The following is a 25265-nucleotide window of genomic DNA, read 5'->3' on the forward strand; positions in this document are numbered from 1 at the left end:
ATAAATCTATAGCTTTTCTACTTTGGCCTATCCCATTATGTTATGCTAAAATATTGTCGTATCTACAAGAAAAGGAGAATCACACCTTGTCGAATCCAGTATACGGGAAATCTAATAAGACGTCGAGTAAAGCAAATAGCAGCTCGACTACGCCACTGCTATGGACACTAACCATAGGACTCATCTTATTTTTACTCTGGTCCTCTTTCCAAGTTGCGTTATTTAATGGGCAATTGCTTCAATACGAGGGTCCCATTTATTGGGCAGTTGCGATTTCAACCCTCCTATTCGTTATTTGGGCAGCTACCTATTTTAAACACATGAACCTAGAAACACAGCAAGATTGGCTTAAGATTGCGGTAATATTACTTCCACTTACCTACGTACTTTCACTTGTAAGTGCAGCATCAAAATATTTGGCAGTCAACATGATTCTTATCCAATGTATCTATGCCATGATCTTTGTAATGACTATGTATCTGCTCAAAAACGACAAAATCAATCATATCATACAATCTTCCTTAATAGGAATTGCATATGTAATTGTAGTTTTTGGATTGTTAAACTGGCTGGGAGCATTCAGTTTAGCGGGCAAGCTAGTCGGATGGTTCTCTTCTGGTGTTATTAACGGTGTATACAACCAAGCGATTTGGAACGATTCTAACGGCCCAAGACTTGCATCGGTATTTCAATATCCTAATACTTACGCAGCTTTCCTGATGGCATTTTTGTTTATTACCATTTTCAGTATGATCCGTTCCAAAAAAGTGTACACGCAGTTACTGCATGGCTTCATGCTTGTGCCAGTTATCCTGTCACTACTGCTGACGCTTTCCCGTACGGGTCTTGTCATGCTTCCAATTGTTTTTGTTATTCTGTTACTAATGTTAAAACCTGCTAAGCAAATTCTGTGGTTTATCTATAGCGGAATAGCTGCAATCGGTACACTAGTTGTGTTGAATCCAATAAATACAGCAGGACTGGAATTGCAACAACAGTTTTCCAACTCTCTCGCAGCTAAAGGTTGGATGTATCTAATTACTGCATCCATAATCGTGGCTCTCGTATGTTGGGTTACCCAACGTTGGATCGCACCACGACTGGAGAACAAACTTCAATCCTGGTCAGCTCGAAAGGGCTCCAGTCTATGGATCCCACTAGGGTCGGTTATTTTGACAGTCATTGTTGCCGTGCTTCTGCTCGGCACGAGTGTGCGCAACATTTTGCCGGACAGTATTAGCACACGACTTGAAAACATCAATTTTCAACAACACAGTGTGCTCGAACGGATTACTTTTTATAAAGATGCCACAAAACTATTTGCGGACTATCCAATCATAGGTGCCGGGGGTGGAGCTTGGACCACCTTGTATGAAAAGTATCAGAACAATCCTTATGTCAGCGCTCAAGCTCACAACTTCTTCATGCAGTACCTCGTTGAGGTTGGAATCGTAGGATTTATTATTTTTATGGCATTTATACTCTTTGTTTTCTATCAATATGTGCGTAGCTATGTCAAAAGGAGTGAGGAAGAACGCGAATCTCATTTTGTGTACTTCATCCTGTCCATGTCTATTCTGGTACTGAGTATCCTTGATTTCAATATGAGTTATGTCTTTATTGGAATTCTTGTTTTCCTTGGTCTCGGTGGAATGGCTGCTGCGATGGATCCTAATCCGATGCGTCGATTGAAGCTTAGTGACTCTACAGCACGTGGAATGTACAGCGCAATTGCCGGGGTAGCTATAATTCTCCTACTCATTATATCTGTTCGCTTCCTGCAAGCTAACCATTATGCTTACGAGGCAAAAGAGGTAGCTCAAACTAGTCAGGACTTCCAGGAGATCAAAGCGCCACTCGATAAAGATCTGTCGATTCGCAGCACACATACAGATTCGTTGCTGATGCTTGCTTCTCTTTATCAACAGGGCTATAAGCAGACACACGATGACCAGTTCTATACGGTCTCTGTAGAGTTACTTCAACGCGGTCTTGAAGCAGAGCCATTTAATAAGGGCATAGTTAAGCAACTCATGAGTATATACGAATTGAAGGGTGAATTTGACCAAGCCTATGCTCTCCAAAAAGAGTACGCTAACAACTACATCTGGGATATGGATTGGTATGAACAGCTGATCAGCCGTTCGTTCAATCTCGGATATCAGGCACTTGGACAAGTCGACACGGCAAAGAAGGAAGCCTACTTCACTTCAGGTCTGGATGCATATCAACATGTTGTAGATGGCGTAGAACATCTGAAGACTCTCCCTGAAGGACAGCTTCAAGGGCAGCCATTCGAGCTCACTCCAACAATGATCCTGAATGCAGGGAAAATGAAATACATGCTAAATGATTTCGCTGGAGCTGCAGCGATTCTTAAGGGTGGAATTGCTGAGGATCTGTCCGATGCGACCAACCGTGAAATTGCTCGTTGGTACCTTGCCGCTCTGACGAAGGACGGCCAACAGGATAAAGCGGTGTATGATAAATTGATTTCTGTTGCACCTAATGAAGCTGACGAGATTAAACAGATTGCTGAACTGAACTTCTAACAAAAAAGTGTCCTAACGATACTATCAATAATATTTCACACTAAAAAAAGGTTTGCCCTAGATGGGCAAACCTTTTTTCTCTAAACCTTTAGAAAGCAAGCTAATTCGATGACACGATCTTCTTCAAGTAATTCAGTAGATCATCCCTAAGATCCGGGCGCTGAAGCGCATAATGAATGGTCGTCTCAATAAAGCCTAGCTTCTCCCCAACGTCATGACGCAGACCATCAAAATGATAGGCAAGGATCTGTCGCTGGTCGTTCAAGCGGGATAAGGCATCCGTTAACTGGATCTCTCCTCCGACACCGGCAGACTGCTGACCAAGAATATCGAAAATGTCTGACGTAAGAATATAACGTCCCATGATGGCTAAATTCGAAGGTGCGTCTTCCGTCTTCGGTTTCTCAATTAAACGACGTGCACGGAATACACGATCATCCGTTGGAGAAACGACCTCTCCGTCCACGATTCCGTAACGGGATACTTCGCTCCAGTCGACCGGTTGTACCCCTACGATCGGAGATTGCAGCTCGTCATAGACTTCCATCATCTGCCCCAAACAAGGTTGCTTCGATTCCACAATGTCATCCCCGAGAAGGACAGCGAACGGTTCGTTCCCAATAAACTTGCGAGCGCACCAGATGGCATGGCCGAGTCCCTTCGGTTCTTTTTGCCGGATATAGTGGATATCTGCCATATCAGAAGGTTTGCGAACTTCGTTCAGCAAGTCCCACTTCTGTTTGCCTGCCAGATTCTGTTCCAGTTCAAACGAATAATCGAAATGGTCCTCGATGGCCCGCTTCCCTTTACCTGTAACGATAATGATATCTTCAATACCTGAAGCTACCGCTTCTTCGATAATGTACTGAATTGTCGGCTTGTCAACGATGGGCAGCATTTCCTTCGGCATGGCCTTGGTTGCAGGCAGAAACCGGGTACCCAGCCCGGCAGCCGGAATAATGGCTTTGCGGATTCGCAGCTGAATCCACTCCTTTGCTAGATAGAGTCATATTTTAATATATTTAATGATGGCAAACTTCAATATGATTGGACTTCATTATACCATCAACAGCTCCCGAATATCCTGCTCAGATAAGGTGGTTGATCCCCCATCTCCCGGTTCGATCACTTCGGCAATTAGATCCTTCTTCCGCTGCTGCAATTCTAGAATCTTCTCTTCAATCGTGCCTTCCGTAATCAGACGGATAACCTGAACGACTTGCTTCTGCCCCATTCGATGGGCGCGTCCAATCGCTTGTTCTTCGACCGCGGGATTCCACCACAGATCATATAATATTACTGTATCTGCACCCGTTAAGTTCAGTCCGGTACCGCCAGCTTTCATTGAGATCAGGAACAGCTCGCCTTCCCCCTCGTTGAATCTGCGGCACATGTCGACGCGACTCTGAGACGGTGTCTGGCCATCCAGATAAAATAGATTCCTGCCCTGTGCAGCTAGCGTCTGCCTGATCAGGTTCAGCATGCTTGCAAACTGGGAGAAAATCAGAATACGTTTGCCTGCAGCGAGACAATCCTGGACTGTTTCCAGTAGCTGCTCCATCTTCCCGGAATCTCCCTGATAGCCCTCAACAAACAGAGCCGGGTGACAGCACAGCTGGCGTAAACGGGTGATGCCTGCGAGTATTTTGATCCGGTTCTTCTGGAAACCGTTCTCTTCCATATCCTTGGATGTCTCATCCTGAAGCTGCGAGAGATAGGCGGCATACAGTTTCTTCTGCTCCACCGTTAGCTCGGAGCGCTGTACCGTCTCAATACGATCCGGCAGTTCTTCCAGCACGTCCTTCTTCAGGCGGCGGAGAATGAATGGACGGACCATCCGGGCGATACGCTCAGGAGGCAGGTCCCGGAATCTGCGATAGCTCGGAAACAGACCGGGGAATATTGCTTCGAAGATGGACCACAGCTCATCCAGCGAGTTCTCCACAGGCGTTCCTGTAAGTGCAAAGCGCCGTGGGGCCTGAATCTGCTTGACGGCCTGAGCCGTCTGGGAGGAAGAATTTTTGATCGCCTGAGCCTCGTCCAGAATAAGCGTATGAAATGTTCTCCCCAGATACGTGTCCAGATCTCGACGCAGCAATGGATAAGACGTCACTATTACATCCGCCTGGTCCATGTCAGCCAGCATACTGGCTCGTTCTTCTTTTTGCCCTGCAGCGATCAAGACGCGCAAATGCGGGGCAAAACGCGCAAATTCATTCGCCCAGTTGTAGGTCAACGAAGCAGGTGCGACGACAAGCACAGGGGGATGGGTCGCTTGGCTTCTAATCGTTAATCCATCCTGCGATGCTCCCGATGCACGAGAATTGCCCCCTAGCCCCACCAGAGAGGCCTCATCCCATGGTAATCCAGTTACAGGATCAATTCCTGAATAAGCTGCCTCTGAAGCCCCGTCTCCCAATATCCCGTTCTTCCCGTAGCTATCTGGTCCTCCAACATCTCCATTTAAAATCGGCTTCTCGTTCAGCTCAGCCGTGATATAGGCGATGCTTTGCAACGTTTTGCCGAGTCCCATATCATCCGCCAGGATCCCGCCAAAACGATAATAAGCGAGTGTGCGCAGCCACTGATATCCACTGGCCTGATAATCCCGCAGCACGGGAGCGAGCGCATTCGGCAGTGCAAAATCCATCCGCTCGGGATCACGAAGGTCATCCAGGAAACGCTTCAAGGAGCCTCCCCATTTCACATGTCCGGAAACCTCATCCCGGCCCGGCAGCTGCAGCGCTCGAACGGCTGGCAGCCGAATGTGGCTGCCTTTGATATCGTCCGCTCCAAGTCCCAGCGAATCTGCCATGTGGGCGAAGCTGTCTGCTCCTTCATTTTCAAGCGAAAGAAAGACACCGCTCCGCAAGCGGAAATACGGTTTCTTTTCCACGATGCTACGCATGATTTCCTGAAGCTCCTGCTCGTTCACGCCTTCCATTTCAAACGAAATCTCAAGCCAGTCCAGTCCTTTCCCCAGATCTGCCCGAACTTTGGGAGGTGTCGGATAGGATGGCATCATGGCCTTCACTGCATTCGGCACATAGATGTCCACCTGATGCTCCAATTCAGGCACCAAATGGTACATTACGTCATAGATCGCATCTTCACGTTCACTTGCCCACACGCTGCCTTCCCGTTCCAAGAAGGAACGATCCAGTCGCTCAATCAAATTCCGCTCGGCATGACGGTCCCGCACCAAAATAACCTTTTTCTCTTCTTCGTCGATCAGATACTCAGCCAGCGGGTTAATCACCATTACACCATAATCAAACTCCAGACGCGCAGTAATCCTTTCCCGGTAAAAATCAATATAGAGCTTCGGTGCAAGCTCCGGTTCAGCAATTCGTTCACGTACCTGAGAGTCGATCGACAGATGTCCAAGCGTACGCAGTTCCGGCACCACATGCTGCACAAACTCATCGACTTGCTGGGATGAAATATCAATGCTTTCCTTAATGCCATACGAGGTGAGCGCTCTGCTCAAGTCCTCCAGACTGCGCATCTGCGTCGGTTCCAACATGTGCAGCTGTCCCTCTACTACGGCAGCATCATAAGCGGGAAGAAGAATCAACTCACGCAAACCCGAGATCTCGAGCTGGTACCCCTCATTGGCTCCTTGAGCAATCCGATAAAATAAAGGCAGGGCACCCTCTCCTAACGTGAGTGGTCCGTTTGCTAACCCCGTGCCTTCCATCCGGCTGTCGGCCTGAAGCAGCAATTCCAGCAGCGGTTTCCACACTAACGGAGCAATTAATATATCCCGTCCATCCGAAGCACCCAAATAACCGGAGATGGATTCACGGTACGCTTCCTCGCTCTGTCTCATTCGAATCAGCATGGACAGAATCGCCTGATCCTGAGGACTGAAATAATGCATCGAAGGGTCATAGTAAAATAATTTGGTAAACGACATCGGCTCGCCCTTCTCGACGCAGTTCAGGAATTGCTTCACCTTTTGCACCACGTATAACCGCTTACCTCCGACCTTAAGCTCCAGAGCGAGCTTGGCTCCCCCTTTGTGTACCTGAACAAGCTTGCATATAAACTGAACCTGAAGCTCTTCCCGCAGCGATGAGCGAGTGACAGGCGCCGTATATTTACGTTCACCCACATGCAAAGGACTGCGTTCCTTGGCAAACATGGACAGAATCTGGTCAGCTGTGCGATACGAAGGCTTCTCTGCCGAACGTCCCCAACCTGGAGCCGAACTTGGGCGACCTGCCTGGGCAAAATGGGCAACCGATTGATCCGCATCAGCACCTGGATTGAATTCAGAAGCCAAGGAACCATTCTTTTGTGCAAAAGAGTGCGAAGGCGTACTCGTATTAGACTCCGTATACGGTTTTGAATTTGATATTTCGTGTCGTTCCGAACTGTCACTCGTGCCAGAAACTAATGTTGAAGAAGAATTCGGTCGCTCCCACTCCTTCTCTTCCACCAGCGTCCCTACTCTGGAGGTGGACCTTACACCGGAGCCAGAAGGATTCCCTGAGGAAGGCTTGGATGATGCCTGAGATCTACCCTCAGCATTAAGCTCCTGCTGCTCACCCCATTCATGAATCGCCAGCAGAACCGCAGCGACATGTTTGCAATAGTCATAATACCGGCCATCTCCTGGACAAGTGCATGCAGCCTCTACTTCCCCTTTTTCGTCCAAATCCACCTTCACCTGATAGCGTTCCGTACCACGCACCGTTGCTTCATAATGACGCTGATCGTCACTGACAACCAGGTTGCTCACCCTGCCGGATCGGTTATAGGCTTCCCCTCGTTTGAATGCCGTGACCCCGCACAGCAATTTGATATCCATCATGGTGAATGGCGCCACGTATTTCGCCTCCTTATGCGTTCTGACGGGTATGAATAACTCTCAAATCCACCTGTCCTTTTTACAGAAAAAACCCCAAGAGCTCCGTAACGCAGAGTTTGGGGTTGCTTCATGCTTGATACCTGTTTTGTGTAACCTACGATTCGTCTATTTCACCAATTGACCACGCGTAACGCCCAGTTGGTTGGTTGCCTTCAATGTTTTCCACACTTGTGTACCGCTGATCTCGCCGCGAAGTGCACGGTTGTACAGATCAATAACTTCCATAACCTGCTCCGGCGTCTCTTCCAGGAACTCCACGCGGTAACGGGATACACCCAGGTCCATGAAGTTGGTCAAATACTCTGCACCTGATTGTTCCACTGCGTTATAAACGGTATTACGGCAGCCTTCATCCACACGTACCGGGTGGGACATGCCAATCCGGTCTTGCAGGGATGCACGCTGTTCTTCACAAGGACGTCCACAGTTCGTATAGTCCGTTCCTTCACTCATAAACGTACAGTACACACAGTGCTCCGTATGGAACATCGGCAGATGCTGATGAATAACCACTTCGGTCTGGCTTGTACGGGAGTTGCCCAGCAGATCAACCATTTGTTGAATGTTCAGGTCATAGGATGGCGTGATCCAGTCACATCCTGCTTCCAGGAACAGTTCTACCGCTTTGTGATTGGCGATGTTCAATGAGAAGTCACCGATCAGTTCCGGGTGCTTCGCATCCGGGTTCTCCATCCGGTGGCGCAGGTAGAAGTACAGAGCACCTGTATTACGTACCAGCACAGCGTCCGGCTTCAGACGCAGGATGTTGTTGTGATATCCGTTCTCGCCAGGCATGTGAATGCGCGGCGTTGCCAAGGCAATCTTGCGGCCAGCGGCATGTACGGCTTCCACGGCTGCCGGGAACTGCTTGATAAACTCGAAGTCGGCGTAGATCATGCCGACACCCGCTTCCAGCGCTGCCTCGACTTGAGGCAGGCTGCGGCAGAGCGCGGTCAGCTCCGCTTGACCGCGAGCTACTGGCGATGCCGGTTTAACCGCATCGCCGTAAACTTCTACCGCCCGTTTCACGTATACGGGCGGTTTAGGGCGCTCGCCCGCGAGCTGTTCCACCGCCTGACGGCGAATGTTATTCAGCTCGCGCATCGGGATGATGACGTCACCGTGCAGGTTGACGTCAAGCTCTTCCAACTGGAACACGGTGCCGCCCAGACGTCCGAATTGCTCCTCGAGCAATTCATAGGTCATAGGACGCTTCTGGGCAATGTCCAGTTCCATCTCGGAGTCGATCCGGACGGTCGTGCCTTTCTGCACGTCTGTCCACCAAGTGCTGAGCGGCTGCCCTGGGCTGCCGATGACTTTTACTTTGACCGGGAATACACGGTACGGTTTCTCGGTTTCGAAGCTCTGACGCAGACGTTTGTCCAGCGCAGGGTCATTCGTTTTCCACACTTTGTCGCCAACCTTCACGCGGCGCAGGTCCACGTCACTGCGGCCTGGCACGATGTCCACGATCCAGCCTTCACCGGCTTCGCCTTCGATTTTTACGCCTTTGCGACGTACATCGTATACGCGTCCGCCTTCTTCCTTCTGCGTTGGGTCTCCGGCGTCGAAGACAATACCATCTCCACGTTTAACGGGTGCATCCAGTTTGAGGACTACGCCATCACGCAGAACTTGATCCACGCGACCAAGGTAGACACCACGGCTTTTTGGGAATGTACCGTCAACCAGCTGTTTGTTGTTCGTACCATCCAGGAAACCGTGCGTGAATCCGCGGGAGAAGCTTTGCTGCAGCTCACGGATTTCTTCCTTGCTTGGCGGCGTATTGTCGCCATCGAAGTAACGGTCAATCGCTTTACGATATTTACTGACCACGTTCGCCACGTATTCCGGGGTTTTGAGACGCCCTTCAATCTTGAAGGAAGTTACGCCTGCCTCGATCAGTTCCGGCATCAGGTCAATGGCCGCCAGATCCTTCGGAGACAGCAGGTATGCGACATCACCCATCGGCTTATGCTCTCCGTCGATCATCAAGTCATATGGCAGACGGCAAGCCTGTGCACATTCACCGCGGTTCGCAGAACGTCCGCCCCACATCTCGGAGGTCAGACATTGTCCCGAATACGACACACACAGCGCACCATGCACGAATACTTCCATCGGAAGCTTCGCCTGTTCGCCAATCTTCTGAATCTGCTTCAGATTGTTTTCCCGTCCAAGAACGACACGCTCCATATCAAACGGCTTCGTAAACTCAACCGCTTCCGGTGATGTAATCGTCATTTGAGTGGAACCGTGAATCGGGAAATCCGGTGAGATCTCGCGAATCAGTTTCACCAAGCCCAAATCCTGTACGATCACGGCATCTACGCCAGCATCGACACATGCGTCGATCAGTTCCTTGGCATCCGTCAATTCATTTTCAAAAATCAATATATTAAAGGTCAAGAACCCTTTTACACCATAACTGTGCAAAAACGCCATAATCTCCGGCAGCTCTTCCATGCGGAAATTGTTCGCGCGTGCCCGTGCATTAAACTTTTCGACTCCGAAGAAAATCGCATCCGCGCCATTGGCCACCGCCGAACGCATACAATCCCAATCACCTGCGGGTGCCAGAAGCTCGACGTCTTCTCTTCGTAATGTTGCTGTTTTCATGTAGATCCTCCCCATAACCGGCCGTAGCCGGATTTCATCCCTGTATCCTCATACGCTGAGCCTGTACCTTCATCCCGTTGCCTGCATTGTCACTGTATCGCTATATCTATACATTATGTCTGTATTGCCTGATTCCCAAGCCTACAGTCATCTTTATTTATCAGATCAGCAGTCATAACTCCTGAACTAAGCTATTGTACCACTTCTGCACTGACTCTTCTACGCTTTCCTGAAAAAACCGTTTACCATTTTCATTTCCATCTCTTGACTTATAATTTCACACTTTACCACTCCGATTGCAGTACCATCTTCCGATCGCTGTTATCCCCGGATTTGTTTGATACCCTTTATAAAGGAGAAAATCCGGTGATAAACGCGGGGCTTATGCTTCCGATGCAGCTTTCTTTCAGAAAGCTTTCAGCTTCGCTTCTTCAGATTGGTTCTGCACTCTTCGTTCCGTGTAATATTGGATTCATTTGATTTGAAATAGAAAAACCGGAAGGTCTCTAACCCTCCGGCATAAATTTCATTATTTTGTAAAAGTAAATGATTTCACCGCTTTTTCCAGCGCTGCGGTCTGAACGTCCGTTTTATTGGCATCATTCAGTCCCGTCGTAAGCGTATACGTCATTCCATTCTGTTCAAAAACAATCTGCTGCCCGGTATACGGTACTCCATTGTCCAATTCATGATACGTGAAGGAGAACGCTGGAACACCAGCAATGGTCGTCTCCCCACTGTTCAGCAGCTTGAAGTTTTTCCGCGTTTTCGTGGCTTCCTCATAAGCTTCTCTCAGTTGACTGACCGTCATTTCAACCGATTGATCCTCGTTCACGCCAATGGAGAACTGTCCGCCTGTGAACGTATAAACAACGGGAGAATACTCAAATCGGTCATTATACGCCGTCCAGTATCGCGGAATGTCGACGCTGTAGTGGTACCGTTTGGACGTCCGTGTTAAAGTCTTCGTTTTGTCGGTCAAATAAGGATCTTCATCCAGTTGTCCAAAATTATCGGATACGGTATCAAAATCAATTACAACACTCTTCATGATCTGCTCAAACCATTCCCGGTCCTGAGTCTGGTCCTCAGGAAAGGTGTATTCGGCATAATAGCGATAACCGTTTTTCTGTAAAAGTACATCGAACTCCGTCTGCCATCCGTCACCGAAGTTATAACGGAACTCGTTAACCTCCGCTGTTTCGCCAGAAACGTCTAGGGTATACGAACGGATCGGTTCATAACTTTCAGGTGTGAACGTTTCTCGCATCCACTTGTCCAGTTGACCGCTCCAGTCTTTTACGGTTGCCCCCACTGGCGCTGAGGTCACGCGCAATTGAAGAAACGCACCATCTTTGGACTCATAAGTCATCTGTGTATTATCCATGGACCAGCCTGCCGGGACATTCAGCTCGATTCCGTAATCGTCATTCCATGCGGAACGCATGCCATTATCCACGGTGGATAGATCCTTGATGGTCCGATCCGATTGTACGTAGGTAGGTTGGAATGAGTTGAGGAACGCGGCACGTTTGTTCAGATCCTTGTAGTTCAGTGCATCGTAATCCGCCAGGTAAACGTCATATTGACGTCCATTATTAATGTATTGGCGCATCTCCCATAACATGCCGTCCATATCTTTAACCACGATCCGGGCATAAGGTGTTTTCCCTTTGGCAACCGATTCCCGGTCCAGTACGGTATCTCCCGACTCTTTCGCCTCCTGCACCAACTGCTGCAGCATGTCATCCGAATCCAGAGCCACATCCTGGTCGCTGACATACACCTCAAGATAATAGCTGCTGTCTGCCGAGCCAAACGTCATCATCCGCTCCTGTTCACCCGTTTGCAAAACCATCAAGTCTGCCGGGTAATTAATGGACCAGCCGTAATAGCTGTTGCCGATTCTCGTTTTGCCTGCGTCGAGATCAATACCGCCCTCATCATCATCCACGGAATCATCCGTTTGCAATAATCGAATGACCACTTCCCCGGAGCTGCTTGGAGCGAGTGTCGCTCCGATGCCGGCAGCTACCGGACGAAGCGGAACCATAAGCACGCCATTCACCATTTTGGGAGCGGCACCCATTTCTTTTTTGACCCCATCCACCCAGGCAATGGAGCTGCCAATCGTCAAAGTGACAGTATGTGGACCTTCCTTCACTTTAACGACATCGTTTTTCTCCAGCCGAATTTCGCTGCCAAACGCCTTCTTGAACACGCCGACAGGCACCATCGTCACGCCCTTCACCTTATACGGTTTGGCGATAGCTTGCTTGCTGCCGTTAATGTAGGCTCTCGTGCTTCCGGCTTGGATCCGCAGTTCGCTCGTCGTATATTCAGCTCCCCATACAGGCATTGCAGCACCCATGGCCAGCATCCCGGTCAACACTCCTGTGCTCAGCACACGTAAAAATGACTTCTTCATTCCGTTCAATCGTCCTCTCTGCTTCCGGGTCGCTCACCGGGCTTTATTGTTCTTCATCTACCGGAAACGGCTCTAATTCCTCTTCTTGGATATCCGCACGATCCGCCAGCACCAAGGTACGTGTGACGATATCACCTTCAGATTGCATCAGCAGTTTCACCTTTTGCCCGGGCACATATTTCTTGAGCAGCTCATTAATATCCACTACGGAAGAAACACGCGTACCCGCTATGCTGTATAACACGTCCCCTTCCTGGATCTTGGCTTTTTTCGCTTCAGTGGACAATACGCCCGTGATCGTCAATGGATCATCCGTAGGCAGACCTACAATCGCAGACCAGCTCTCTTCGAGCTGCAGACCGAGACTTGCACGCTTTACTTTGCCGTATTCAAAAAACTGATTGATGATATATTGAACGGTATCCACAGGAATCGAAAATCCCATATTCTCGACACCCACCGCTGAGAATTTCATTGAATTAATACCAACGACTTCACCCTTCAGGTTGACCAGAGGTCCTCCACTGTTCCCCGGGTTAATGGCTGTATCCGTCTGAATCAAACGATAGGTTGCTTCAACCCCGCGGTTCAATCCACTAATGACACCCACCGTTGCCGAATTTCGCAGGGAAAAAGAAATGGGTGTCCCAATAGCGATAACCGTCTCGCCGACTGAGGTTTGGGAAGCTTTGGCGAACGTCGCCGGTTTGAGCGATTTGGCATTAATTTTGATCAGCGCCAGATCACTCAGTGGGTCACTGTATGTTTTCGTAATTTTATATGTATTGCCATCGGTCGTCACAACTACGGCGTTGCTTAATCCATCCACCACATGTGCGTTGGTCACAATCCAGCCATTGGAGCGTATGATTACACCCGTTCCATGAGCCAGGTTATAACGGTCTGTTGTGACCCCTTCCTGCCCTTCGTCCGCTTTGCCGATGATGCCCACCACAGATGGAGACACCTTCTCGATCACTTTTGGAACGGCTTCATTGCCTTTGTATTGATAGGTACCCGTTTTCGCATCATATTGGCCTTTGCCACCGATGGACTTGACCAAATCGGCTGCACTGACATACACTTGTCCGTCGACGATCTTTGCCTTCATGCCAGCTGCCCGCTCCGCCGCACCCGCCGTAGACGCAACACTCACCCCGAGTACAGCAGCCATACACACCGCCATGCATTTTTTCCCCAACGATCTCATCTTCTCACCTAACCCTCTCCATATATCCTCCGTTATGCAACCATCCTACCATCCAACTCTATGGATTTCTTTTCTCTATCATCTGCTATACCGGTATCCTCCAATTTAACATACATATTCTTCCTGTACAAATGTTTTCAGTCCTACTTTTACTCGTAAAAACATTGCTGCGCACCTGCCCATCAACACAAAAAACACCCTCCGCCATTGCTCTGGAAAGTGTTTTGTCTGTTCCCTTTGCTATTATCGAATATACCTGGGATGGATACCCTTAACTAAACCAGTTCTTAATCATTGCATAGTCTGTCATAAGGAAGACGAGCAGACTGACTACTGCAAACCCGATCGCAAACAGATTCTTCTTCGGTGCCCGAAGCAGGCGAACCACACCAATAAAAATAATGATTGTAAACAAGAGGACAAAAATATCAAATGCATTAAAATTGGATGTACTCGCCGTGGCAGCTTCTGCAAACAGCATGGATAGACAGACCCCCTCACCATAGTTGAACAGCTAACGCATACCCTAATATCTTCCTCTATGTTATCTGTCCCCTGCTAGTAATGCAAGCCCTATCATCCAGAAAAATGAAAAAAATCCAGTCCAAAATTGGATCGCTGTAAAGCTTGCCCTATCTCATATGTAAACACTTTCAATCATATCTCTATTATGCTAACGCAGGCGGCAAAATGAAATAACCCTTCTTTCGGAATGAGCAGGACACCTCACTTATCGTAAAATAAATTCCTCACCCTTCTTCATAAGAAGGGGTATGCGTGAATATCAAAAACATCCCCCATACCCGGCCATCAAAGCAGGGTATGGGGGATGCTGATTGATTGGATTTCAACTAACACACAATTGTGCTGCCTACTCCGTTAATTGCAGTGTCTTGCTTCGTTCCGTATCGCGTTCCAATACCGGCTTAAGGTACTTGCCTGTATAAGAGGCTTCCACCTTAATGATATCCTCCGGCGTCCCTGTCGCGACGATCGTTCCGCCGCCACTACCACCTTCAGGACCCAGATCCACGATATAATCAGCGGTTTTGATGACGTCGAGGTTATGCTCGATCACAAGAACCGATTCACCGGAATCCACCAGACGGTGGAGTACATTAAGCAGACGGTCAATATCATCGACATGCAGACCCGTTGTAGGCTCATCCAGAATATAAATGGTTTTGCCTGTGCTGCGACGGTACAGCTCGGAAGCGAGCTTCACACGCTGCGCTTCACCACCGGATAATGTCGTTGCAGGTTGACCCAAGTTAATATAACCAAGGCCTACATCAAGTAGCGTCTGCAATTTGCGATGGATTTTGGGGATGTTCTCGAAGAATTGTGTTGCATCTTCAACAGTCATTTCGAGTACATCGGCGATATTTTTGTTTTTATATTTTACTTCAAGGGTTTCCCGATTGTACCGTTTCCCTTTGCAGACTTCACAAGGAACGTAGACATCGGGCAGGAAGTGCATCTCGATCTTGATAATTCCATCCCCACGGCAAGCCTCACAGCGTCCACCCTTGATGTTGAAGCTGAACCGGCCTTTTTTGTAACCACGGACTTTCGCTTCATTTGTCTGTGCAAACAGATCACGGATATCATCAAAGACACCTGTGTACGTAGCAGGGTTGGAACGCGGTGTACGGCCAATTGGCGACTGGTCAATATCGATGACTTTATCGATATGCTCCAGCCCCCGAATCTCTTTGTGCTGGCCAGGACGAACACGTGCACGGTTCAGATCGCGCGCGAGCGTTTTGTACAGAATTTCGTTAATCAGTGTCGATTTGCCTGAGCCGGATACCCCCGTAACTGCGGTGAATACACCAACCGGAATTTTCACATTCAGGTTCTTCAGGTTATTTTCCTTCGCACCGCGTACTTCCAGCCAGCGGTCTCCTACACTCCGGCGTTCCGTCCGTATAGGAATGAACTTGCGTCCGCTCAGGTACTGCCCGGTCAACGAGTTCTCATCATTCATAATCTCTTCCGGTGTACCCTGTGACATGACAGTACCACCGTGAATGCCTGCGCCTGGACCGATGTCGATAATATAGTCGGCTGCCAGCATCGTGTCTTCATCGTGCTCAACAACGATCAGCGTGTTACCGATATCCCGCATGTGAGCAAGCGTGGAGATTAGACGATCATTATCGCGTTGATGCAGACCGATACTTGGTTCGTCGAGGATGTACAGCACGCCCATCAGGCTGGAACCAATCTGAGTAGCGAGGCGAATCCGCTGTGCTTCCCCACCGGACAATGTTCCGGCAGCACGGCTCAGTGTCAGGTAATCGAGACCGACATTTACCAGGAAGCCAAGACGACTGTTAATTTCCTTCAGAATCAATTTGGCAATGGCTTGTTCCTTCTCGCTCAGCTGCAGCGATTCGAAGAAACGTCCTGCTTCCCCGATGGATAAGCTGGTCACATATGCCATGTTATGGTCATTGATGGTAACAGCCAGGCTTTCCCTTTTCAATCGATGTCCTTTGCAGGTTCCACAAGGCTTCGCACTCATGTAACCTTCAATGAATTCCCGAATCCCTTCGGATGCCGTCTCACGATAGCGGCGTTCCAGGTTGTTAACGATCCCTTCAAAGGTCACCATCGCTTCCTTGCGCTGCCCAAAATCATTCTCGTACCGGAAACGGACTTTCTCCGAACCTGTACCATTCAACAGCTTGTTCATCTGATCCGCCGGCAGATCCTCCACGGGTACATCCTGTGGAATGTTGAAGTGTTCGCATACGGATTTTAGGAACTGCGGATAGTAAGTGGACGTACCGCCTGTCCAAGCATCAAACGCGCCTTCTTCAATCGTTTTGCTGCGATCAGGGACGAGCAGATCCGGGTCTACGATCATTTTTACACCCAAACCATCACAATCAGGGCAGGCCCCGAATGGACTGTTGAAGGAAAACATCCGTGGTGCCAGCTCTTCAATACTGAACCCGCACACCGGGCAGGCAAAGTTGGAACTGAAGCGCAGCTCTTCTTCACCCATAATATCAACCAGCAGCTGTCCTCCGGACAGATTCAGTGCCGTTTCAATGGAATCGGCCAGACGAGCCTGTACATCTTCCTTGACTACGATCCGGTCAACGACCACTTCAATGGTATGCTTTTTATTTTTCTCCAACTGAATGTCTTCGGACAAATCACGCAATTCCCCGTTTACCCGTACACGGACGAAGCCTTGCTTGGATACATCGGCAAACACACTTTTGTGCTCTCCCTTACGACCGGAGATAATCGGTGCCAGAATCTGCAGCCGGGTGCGTTCCGGGTACTGCATTACGCGGTCTACCATCTGCTCTACGGTCTGGGAGGTGATTTCCACACCATGATCCGGACAGTGAGGATGTCCCACACGTGCAAATAACAAACGCAGGTAGTCGTAGATCTCCGTAACCGTTCCTACCGTGGAACGTGGGTTGCGGCTTGTTGTTTTTTGGTCTATGGAAATGGCCGGTGACAGACCCTCGATAGAATCGACATCCGGTTTCTCCATCTGCCCTAGAAACTGACGTGCGTAAGCAGATAGTGATTCTACATAACGCCGCTGTCCTTCGGCATAGATCGTATCAAAAGCCAGCGAGGACTTGCCTGAGCCACTCAGACCGGTCAGTACGACAAAACGGTCACGCGGGATGGTGATATCAATGTTCTTTAGGTTGTGCGCTCGCGCACCTTTAATGACAATGTTCTCGCTCGCCAATGGTTATCCATCCTCTCAATGTTGTAATTCTAAGTTTATTCAACCTTTTTAAAGGTGTTTCGATCCCACCCAAACCCTCCCTTCCAAGGTAGGGCCCCATAGGGCGCAGCCCTCTGGACACCCGAAACAGGCGGTGCTTGGTGAGGGGTCGGGTCTTGCTATGTGAAGGTGTGTCGTGTGCCCGCAGCTTCTTCTAAGATCCCGGCCTATTGCCGGTCTCTTAGAAAGGCTGCTCTACTGCGAGAGGGCGCTCACGGCTCCGCCTCGCTCGCGGTAAGTCGCCATTGCCTTCGGCTCGGCTCTATTAAACACCAAGACGCTCACGGCTCCGCCTCGCTCGCGGTAGGTCGCCATTGCCTTCGGCTCGGCTCCCCTCTACACGACTTCCAAATGCTTTCCTCAGTAATTTGCATCATTCGATTCCAGTCGCTTACGGGTACAATATATAAACGAACAGAACCTTTTCGATTTATATCTTACGAATTAATGTTGCTTCTTGGATTGATGCAAATTACCTTCCCTATAAACCTTTTAACCAATTTCAACATTTCTATCAGTATAGACCTGATTCCAGGTTTTCAACATGACTAATTATCGGTCGTTCATTGCCGGTTCTTTACTCAACAAGAGAACGGCCAGCCGGCCGTTCTCTTGTTGCATATCTATTTATCAATTTACTCCGCACGCAGCTCCAGCAAAGCATCGCGAAGCTCGGCTGCACGCTCAAACTGCAGGTTCTTCGCGGCGTCTTTCATCTCAGCTTCAAGACGCTGAATAAGCGATTGACGCTCCTTCTTCGACATCTTCTCTGCAGCGCCTGTAAGATACTCGTTCTTGGATTCGGCAACCTTAGTTGCCTCGATCACATCACGCACTTTTTTGCGGATCGTCTGTGGAGTAATTCCATGCTTTTCGTTATATGCTATTTGGATTTCACGACGACGTTCCGTCTCTTTCATCGCTTTATCCATCGAATCGGTGACTTTGTCACCATAGAGAATAACTCGACCGTCACTGTTCCGTGCCGCCCGGCCGATCGTTTGAATAAGGGAGCGTTCGGAACGAAGGAAACCTTCCTTGTCTGCATCCAAGATGGCAACAAGCGAAACTTCCGGCAAATCAAGACCTTCTCTTAACAGGTTGATCCCGATCAGAACATGGAATGTTCCCAGCCTCAAATCACGCAGGATCGCCATACGCTCCAATGTCTTAATCTCAGAGTGCAGATAGCGCACCTTAATTCCAATTTCCTTCAGGTAATCCGTCAGGTCCTCGGACATTTTCTTCGTCAGCGTGGTGATGAGTACACGTTCATCCTTGGCAATCCGGTCGTTAATCTCGCTAATCAAATCATCAATCTGTCCCTTCGTTGGACGCAGTTCGATAATCGGATCAAGCAGACCGGTTGGACGGATGATCTGCTGCACCATCGTATCCGTGTGCTCAATCTCGTACGGTCCTGGCGTTGCCGATACATAGATAATCTGACTCATTTTCTTTTCGAACTCTTCGAATTTCAGCGGACGATTATCCAGTGCAGACGGCAGGCGGAATCCGTGATCTACCAGAACCGTCTTCCGCGCCTGGTCACCGTTGTACATTGCACGGATCTGCGGCAAAGTTACGTGAGACTCATCGACAACGATCAGCATGTCATCCGGGAAATAATCCAGCAGCGTATACGGCGTATCGCCACGTTCACGGAATGTCAGTGGGCCTGAGTAGTTCTCGATCCCTGAACAAAATCCCACTTCCTTCATCATCTCGATATCATACCGCGTACGTTGCTCCAGTCGCTGTGCTTCCAGCAATTTGCCCTGTTCGCGCAGTACTTCCAGCCGTTCTTCAAGTTCACGCTCAATGTTGACAAGTGCGACCCGCATCGTTTCTTCTTGGGTTACGAAGTGAGATGCCGGGAAGATGGCAATATGATCGCGTTCACCGATCAGTTCCCCGGTTAAGACATCAATCTCCGTAATCTTCTCGATCTCGTCTCCGAAAAGCTCCACCCGAATGGCGTGTTCACCCTTGGATGCCGGGAAAATCTCAACGACGTCGCCTCGCACACGGAATGTTCCCCGTACGAAGTTGATGTCATTCCGCTGATATTGAATCTCGACCAGCCGGGACAAGATCTGATTGCGTGGCTTCTCCATCCCTACGCGCAGTGACAATAACATGCTGGAGTAATCATGCGGCGATCCCAAACCGTAGATACAGGATACACTCGCTACAATGATGACATCACGGCGTTCAAACAATGAACTGGTTGCAGCGTGACGCAGCTTGTCAATTTCCTCGTTGATGCTTGAATCCTTCTCGATGTACGTATCGGAAGACGGAATATATGCTTCTGGCTGATAGTAATCGTAGTAACTAACAAAATACTCAACCATATTGTTTGGAAAGAATTCCTTGAACTCACTCGCAAGCTGTGCTGCCAGCGTTTTATTGTGGGCAATAATCAGCGTGGGACGTTGCAGCTTGGCAATCGTTTGCGCAATTGTGAACGTCTTACCTGTTCCCGTAGCACCCAGCAGCGTCTGATATCTTTTCCCTTCCTGAACACCCTGCACCAGTTCTTTGATGGCGGCAGGCTGGTCACCTTGGGGAGAAAACTCGGACTCAATCTCGAACGTTTTGTCGCTCATTATAATATCGCTCATTGCCGTATCTCACCCTATCGTCTAAAATAATAGTCACTATATATTGTCGAAGTTCCCCGAATTTTCATATGGGAAAACTTATAGTAATAGGAATATTTGTTCCCGTATAATTATACCTCGTTCGTAGATGTGATGCAAACGTGAAGTAAAGACAGGAGTGGGTTAATTTATGGATATTGCGACACTTATCGGCATCATAGCCGGGATTGCCGCAGTGATCAGCGGTTTTTTATGGGAAGGGGGTCAATTGTCCGGCCTCGTTCAAAAAACAGCTGCTCTGATTGTATTCGGTGGAACCATTGCTGCAGTAGTCGCCAGTTTTCCGACTCATCGGCTGCGTACGATTCCGGCCGCACTGCGCATGGCTTTTGGACGTAATGACAATGATCCGCGCAAGTGGATGGAAGAATTGGTGGACATGTCCTCGATTGCCCGTCGTTCAGGCGTGCTTGCACTGGAACGCCAGGTTATGGATCATCCGCATCCATTTCTGAAAGACGGTATCCAGATGGTTGTCGATGGCACCGATCAGGATGTGATTCGTCAGATCATGGAGCTGGAGATCGATTCGGTGGAACAAAAGCATGAAGGTTATGCCAAAATTTTCGAATCCGCTGGAGGTTACGCTCCAACGATGGGTATCATCGGTACGGTCATGGGACTGATTCAGGTTCTAGGCAGCCTGACAGATCCTACCGGACTGGGCCCAGCCATTGCTGTAGCTTTTACTGCAACCTTATACGGGGTAGCCAGTGCCAATCTTATCTTTTTGCCCATTGCATCCAAAATTAAATCACGGAGTGCCGAAGACATCCAGATGATGGAGATGCTGCTTGAAGGTGTGCTCGCCATCCAGAATGGAGAGAACCCTCATCTCGTACGCAAACGACTTGAGTCCTTCACGCTCACTCATCGTCAAATCTCACGTCCCGTAGCGAAGGAGGGATTGGATGAGTCGGCGCAGTAGAAGGCGCGGAAAACGTGAACCTGGCGATCATCGGGATCGGTGGATGATTACCTATGCCGATCTCATCACGTTGCTGCTGATCTTTTTTGTCATCATGTACGCCATGAGCAATCTGGACTCCGGTAAATACGACGTGGTAACCCAATCACTGCAAAATACATTTAATCAATCCGATTCCATTCTTGACCTTGGCAATGGAATCGATGAAACCGCAGGACAAACCATTACTGAAGTTCCTCCAACCGAGGTTCAGGGTGAAGATGCAACAACTCCGGAAGAAGATCAGCCACTGACCGAGCGGGAAGAACAGTTTCGTTCCCAGGAGGAGGAGCTGCAGAATCTGTTCAATGTGATTACCCAGTATATCGAGGATAATAAACTGGAAAATCAGATTTTTGTGGCAGACAACCCGCAGGGAATCTCCATTACGCTGAGTGACCGCTTTCTGTTCGATCAGGGACAAGCTGCTCTGAAAAGTGACGCTGCACCTACACTAAGCAAGCTTGCGAGCCTGTTCCGTGACCTAAGCACCGTCGTCAGCATAGAAGGTCATACCGATAACGTGCCTGTTGGAGCCAATTCCACATATAAAGACAACTGGGAGCTTTCCGGAGAACGCGCACTTTCTGTGCTTCGGTTTTTCCTGGACCAAGAGAACCTGGACCCTGACGGATTTCAGTACGCAGGTTACGCGGACACACGTCCCACCGGTGACAATTCAACCGCAGCCGGCAGGCAAAAAAACCGCCGGGTCGAAATTACCGTACTGCGTCAGCTTCAATCCTAATCTTAATTTCCAATCGATGAGGCATTCTGTTACTTCACCAAAAAAGCACGTTCCTGCTGAACCGAATTCAGTAGAACGTGCTTTTGTGTTTTTATCTTACTGTAGGGACAAATTCCAGTCCACCTTGTTATAAATGCTGTTTGATTGCACGAACAAATTACGCACATAATTCACCTGACGCTGAACCAGCGGCTCGGCCGTTTGTTCCAACCAGTACAGCCTGCCCGCCAAGAAAGCAACCGCGTACTCTTTCCACGAAGAATAAGCCGATTGTGCCTCAATAGCCGCCTGCAACATCAATTGTTCAGCCTCCACTTCAGTGATAAAACCGACATACGCACTTTTGCGGCACAAGTTTGCGTACCTTCCCCAATCCCAGGCTGCGATGCCGGCAGGGGGCAGTTTGTACATGTACGTTTTGACCACCAGATATTCATGATATCGGCCCGTTTCCGGATTAAGGGAGTGGATGCACTTCCACTGATCGGCTTCCGATAATGCATTCATAAAAGTCCTCATTCGTTCAAACGCAACCCGATGTCCACCTTCTCGGATCCATTCCAATCCCGACAGCAGCTCATCTCTGTTATGAATACGCCATTCTTCCTCCAGAGAGGTACGGAATCGATCTTTTTCCTCTTCGTCCTCCTCATGCTCGTAATCATTGCGTATATCCAGTCCATTCATTTCGTCCATAATGGCGCTCATGCCCCGAAACCACAGCTGTTTATCCGTAATCCCCTGCACAGCCTGAACCGCTCCTCTGTCTTGTCCCACGATCCTTACCCTCCTCCCTATGTAAAATGTAAGTCGATGACGCCATCTGGCTTCAGATGTTGAAGTGGTACATTCGAAGGCCACAGCTCATACGCCGGCTTGGATTTGCGGAGCTTTTTCAAAAAGGAGAATCCTCGTTCCGCAGCACGAGCTGCAATAGCGTCACGACGCACAACGTAATCCGGGTGGTCTGGCTGACTGTGAATAGCCTCTTCGGCATAGGCAAGAGCCTGATCCCATTCATGTTTATCGTAATACACCATGCTTAGCACACTGCACACATCGCCCCGCAGACCTGCGCCGTAGGCTTTGCCCAATTCAAGAATGGCTTGATCCATATCCCCTGCATGATAGGCTGCAATCCCGGAATACAACCAAATGTGAGGGTCGATATCCCCGGGCTCTTCTCCGTCCACATAGGCTTCTACATAAACACGGACACTTCCCCAGTCTTGGACCTCTACCAGATATCGTGTAATGAACAGCAGCCCCCACGTTTCGACTGTCTCCATGTTGGACATCATCTCCGCAAGCTTGTTCAAGTATGAATCTTTGTCCTCCATATCAGACTCCATCACACAAACGACAGCCATTTTGGCAAGCTCATATACGTTGGGATGTTCGTTTAACCCATTGACGTATGTATGGTGTGCCGGCATAAGCTGCCCTTGTAAACGCAGGATGTCTCCTTCAATTAAAGGTCCGTCCTGGTCCTCCGGATTCTCGCTCCGGAATTGCCGAATATCCTGCAGTGCCTGTTCCATCTCCCCAAGCCTCGCTCGCGCAATGGCCAGGTAATAATAAATGACTGCTTCATGCTCATAAACCAAAGAAGTTTCAAGGGAATGCACAGCTTCGGTATACTGCCCCAGTTTCAGATGTGCGAACCCTTTCCGGTACCAGGCGTTTGCAAAGTCATGCTCTTTAACCACAACGATCTCATAATCGGCAAGCGCTTCTTCATAACGGCCCATTCTAAAATAACAAAGTGCCCGCAGCGAATAATACTCATACGGTTCGGAATTCAGCTCAATCGCCTGACCTGACAGTTCAATGGCCGGCTCAAGCTGATCTTCCCTCTGGTAAGCACTCGCCAGCAAATGCTTGACCTCAGCGTGGGACGAATCCATTTCCGCCGCTCTGCCCAGATCCTGTATGGCAGCCGCATTATTGTCCATGCGCAGATGCAGTTGTCCCCGTTCAAGCAAAATCGGAAAGCCGCTGATCCCTTCCCTGCTCGCAGCAGCTTCAGCATACTGAAGGGCTTCGATTCCTTCCTCGCCTTTGCCGATTCGAACAAAGCCCTGTGCCCAGAGCAGATATAATGCCGCATCCAGCTCTTCGTTTACGTTAATTTCGCCCAAATACTCAACAAGCTGTTCATCGTTCCACAGTTCGGCATACCCCTCGGCAGCTTCACGCTGAAGCGTGCGCCGAACGACCGTATCCGTTTCCTGCTCAGCTAGTTTGATCTTATGCTCAACCCGTTTCTGTTTCAGTTCCAGCAGTGTAATCTGCATCTCCACATCATGAGGATGCTGCGTGAGGATCTGCTCAACCATATGGAGTGCTGTTTCCACTTCCCCCTTCTCCTGATAAAACAAGACTAGTCCACACCATGCATCCAGTTGGTGAGGTTCGCGTTCCAGCACCTTGCGGTATAGCTGCTCGGCCTGCTCCTTCTGTCCGGCGCCATACAGCAACCTTGCACTATGCAGCAGTCCATCCACTGCATCCGGTTCGAGTGCAGCCAACCTTTCAAACAATACCAGAGCGGCGTCTTCCTCCTTGTTCCACAGGCGGAATTTGGCGGCCAGACGGATCAGATCCGGGTCAACAGGATACAGTGCCATACCTGCATCAATGTGTGATCCGGCTTCCGCAATATCACCTTGAAGCATCAGTTGGAATGCAGTCTCACGCAGACGAATGAAGGTCTCATAGTCCACATCCCTCCCCGGATCGAACGTGTCATAACGAAGTTCCCACGGACGTCCCAATTCCAAGCCAGGGTACTCTGCGATCTCCTCTGGAAGCACCTCTTTCAGCTCTTCCCGCTGTTCAGTCCAGCTGAAGAAGTCATCCAACCGCCCCCAGACGGCTTTCGGTAAAAAAGGACGTTCATACAGCATGCGCAGCAATTCCGTTCCCGTATAAAATTTCACATCCAGCTGCCATAGTTCCTCGCTCTGCAGCCAGTCCTCCCATACGGCCGAATCTGCCCGTTTGAATACATTCTCTACAATATAACGTGCTTGTTCCAGCAAATGGACCGTGTCATCCACTGCCGCTGGATCTTGAAGCGAAGTCGCTGCCGTCTCCACAGGAGCATCCCATTGGTCCACGGTAAAGTACACGGGACCTTCTTCGGATTCGGACGCAGCTTCTTGCAGAGAGCCTTCCGTCGGAACAGAGCGGGATTCCATGTCAGGCTGCTTCAGTGCTTGCGATTCTGCTTGCACTGCAAGCAGCTCCTGATCCGGCATCGGTTCTTTCGCAGCCTTCAGAGCCTGCTCGTAAGCCAAGCGCAATTCTTGGAACCCTTCCGGATCGTCTTCCGGATGCGTGCTTCGAAGCTGCTTCGCATACGCACGTCTGATGGCTCCCGTATCCTGCGTAGGCTCAAGCCCCAATCTTGTCCAGATGTCCATTC

General features: G+C 49.4%; 13 protein-coding genes. 3 read left to right on the forward strand and 10 right to left on the reverse strand.

Annotated elements, in window-relative coordinates; all coding sequences use genetic code 11:
• The first annotated feature begins 86 nt into the window (after positions 1 to 86).
• Complete coding sequence (locus ABGV42_RS27320) at positions 87 to 2552, forward strand: O-antigen ligase family protein (protein WP_347384542.1); 2466 nt, start codon at positions 87 to 89, stop codon at positions 2550 to 2552.
• A gap of 100 nt (positions 2553 to 2652) precedes the next feature.
• Here the strand turns inward: ABGV42_RS27320 and galU are convergent, their stop codons facing one another.
• From galU to uvrB, 8 genes are all read right to left on the reverse strand, one after another.
• Positions 2653 to 3531 (reverse strand): UTP--glucose-1-phosphate uridylyltransferase GalU, encoded by an 879-nt coding sequence (gene galU, locus ABGV42_RS27325; protein WP_347385226.1) that lies wholly within the window; start codon positions 3529 to 3531, stop codon positions 2653 to 2655.
• Positions 3532 to 3609: 78 nt separating this feature from the next.
• Positions 3610 to 7386: a DEAD/DEAH box helicase gene (locus ABGV42_RS27330; protein ID WP_347384543.1), complete on the reverse strand. Its 3777-nt coding sequence runs from the start codon at positions 7384 to 7386 to the stop codon at positions 3610 to 3612.
• Positions 7387 to 7533: 147 nt separating this feature from the next.
• On the reverse strand, positions 7534 to 10047 hold the full coding sequence (locus ABGV42_RS27335) for a U32 family peptidase (protein ID WP_341176251.1): 2514 nt from the start codon (positions 10045 to 10047) through the stop codon (positions 7534 to 7536).
• 529 nt (positions 10048 to 10576) lie between these two features.
• Positions 10577 to 12475, reverse strand: coding sequence for a stalk domain-containing protein (locus ABGV42_RS27340; protein WP_347384544.1), 1899 nt, complete (start codon positions 12473 to 12475; stop codon positions 10577 to 10579).
• 43 nt (positions 12476 to 12518) lie between these two features.
• Positions 12519 to 13685 (reverse strand): S1C family serine protease, encoded by a 1167-nt coding sequence (locus ABGV42_RS27345; RefSeq protein WP_347384545.1) that lies wholly within the window; start codon positions 13683 to 13685, stop codon positions 12519 to 12521.
• A 271-nt stretch (positions 13686 to 13956) separates the two neighbouring features.
• Positions 13957 to 14166, reverse strand: coding sequence for a DUF2759 family protein (locus ABGV42_RS27350; protein ID WP_175394729.1), 210 nt, complete (start codon positions 14164 to 14166; stop codon positions 13957 to 13959).
• A gap of 390 nt (positions 14167 to 14556) precedes the next feature.
• Complete coding sequence (gene uvrA, locus ABGV42_RS27355; RefSeq protein ID WP_347384546.1) at positions 14557 to 17415, reverse strand: excinuclease ABC subunit UvrA; 2859 nt, start codon at positions 17413 to 17415, stop codon at positions 14557 to 14559.
• Between the two features lie 674 nt (positions 17416 to 18089).
• Positions 18090 to 20081, reverse strand: coding sequence for an excinuclease ABC subunit UvrB (gene uvrB, locus ABGV42_RS27360; RefSeq protein WP_347384547.1), 1992 nt, complete (start codon positions 20079 to 20081; stop codon positions 18090 to 18092).
• Between the two features lie 169 nt (positions 20082 to 20250).
• Between uvrB and ABGV42_RS27365 the strand changes: the two genes are divergently transcribed.
• Positions 20251 to 21048, forward strand: a complete 798-nt coding sequence (locus ABGV42_RS27365; protein WP_347384548.1) for a flagellar motor protein — start codon at positions 20251 to 20253, stop codon at positions 21046 to 21048.
• On the forward strand, positions 21032 to 21835 hold the full coding sequence (locus tag ABGV42_RS27370) for a flagellar motor protein MotB (protein WP_347384549.1): 804 nt from the start codon (positions 21032 to 21034) through the stop codon (positions 21833 to 21835). The genes ABGV42_RS27365 and ABGV42_RS27370 overlap by 17 nt, the downstream gene beginning before the upstream one ends.
• Before the next feature lie 96 nt (positions 21836 to 21931).
• Here ABGV42_RS27370 and ABGV42_RS27375 read toward each other — a convergent pair whose 3' ends face one another.
• Complete coding sequence (locus ABGV42_RS27375) at positions 21932 to 22612, reverse strand: DUF1266 domain-containing protein (RefSeq protein WP_347384550.1); 681 nt, start codon at positions 22610 to 22612, stop codon at positions 21932 to 21934.
• 17 nt (positions 22613 to 22629) lie between these two features.
• Entirely contained in the window at positions 22630 to 25263 is a 2634-nt protein-coding gene (locus ABGV42_RS27380; RefSeq protein WP_347384551.1) for a tetratricopeptide repeat protein, read from the reverse strand.
• Between the last annotated feature and the right edge of the window lie 2 nt (positions 25264 to 25265).

It is taken from the genome of Paenibacillus pabuli (assembly GCF_039831995.1).
Taxonomy (GTDB): Bacteria; Bacillota; Bacilli; order Paenibacillales; family Paenibacillaceae; genus Paenibacillus; species Paenibacillus pabuli_C.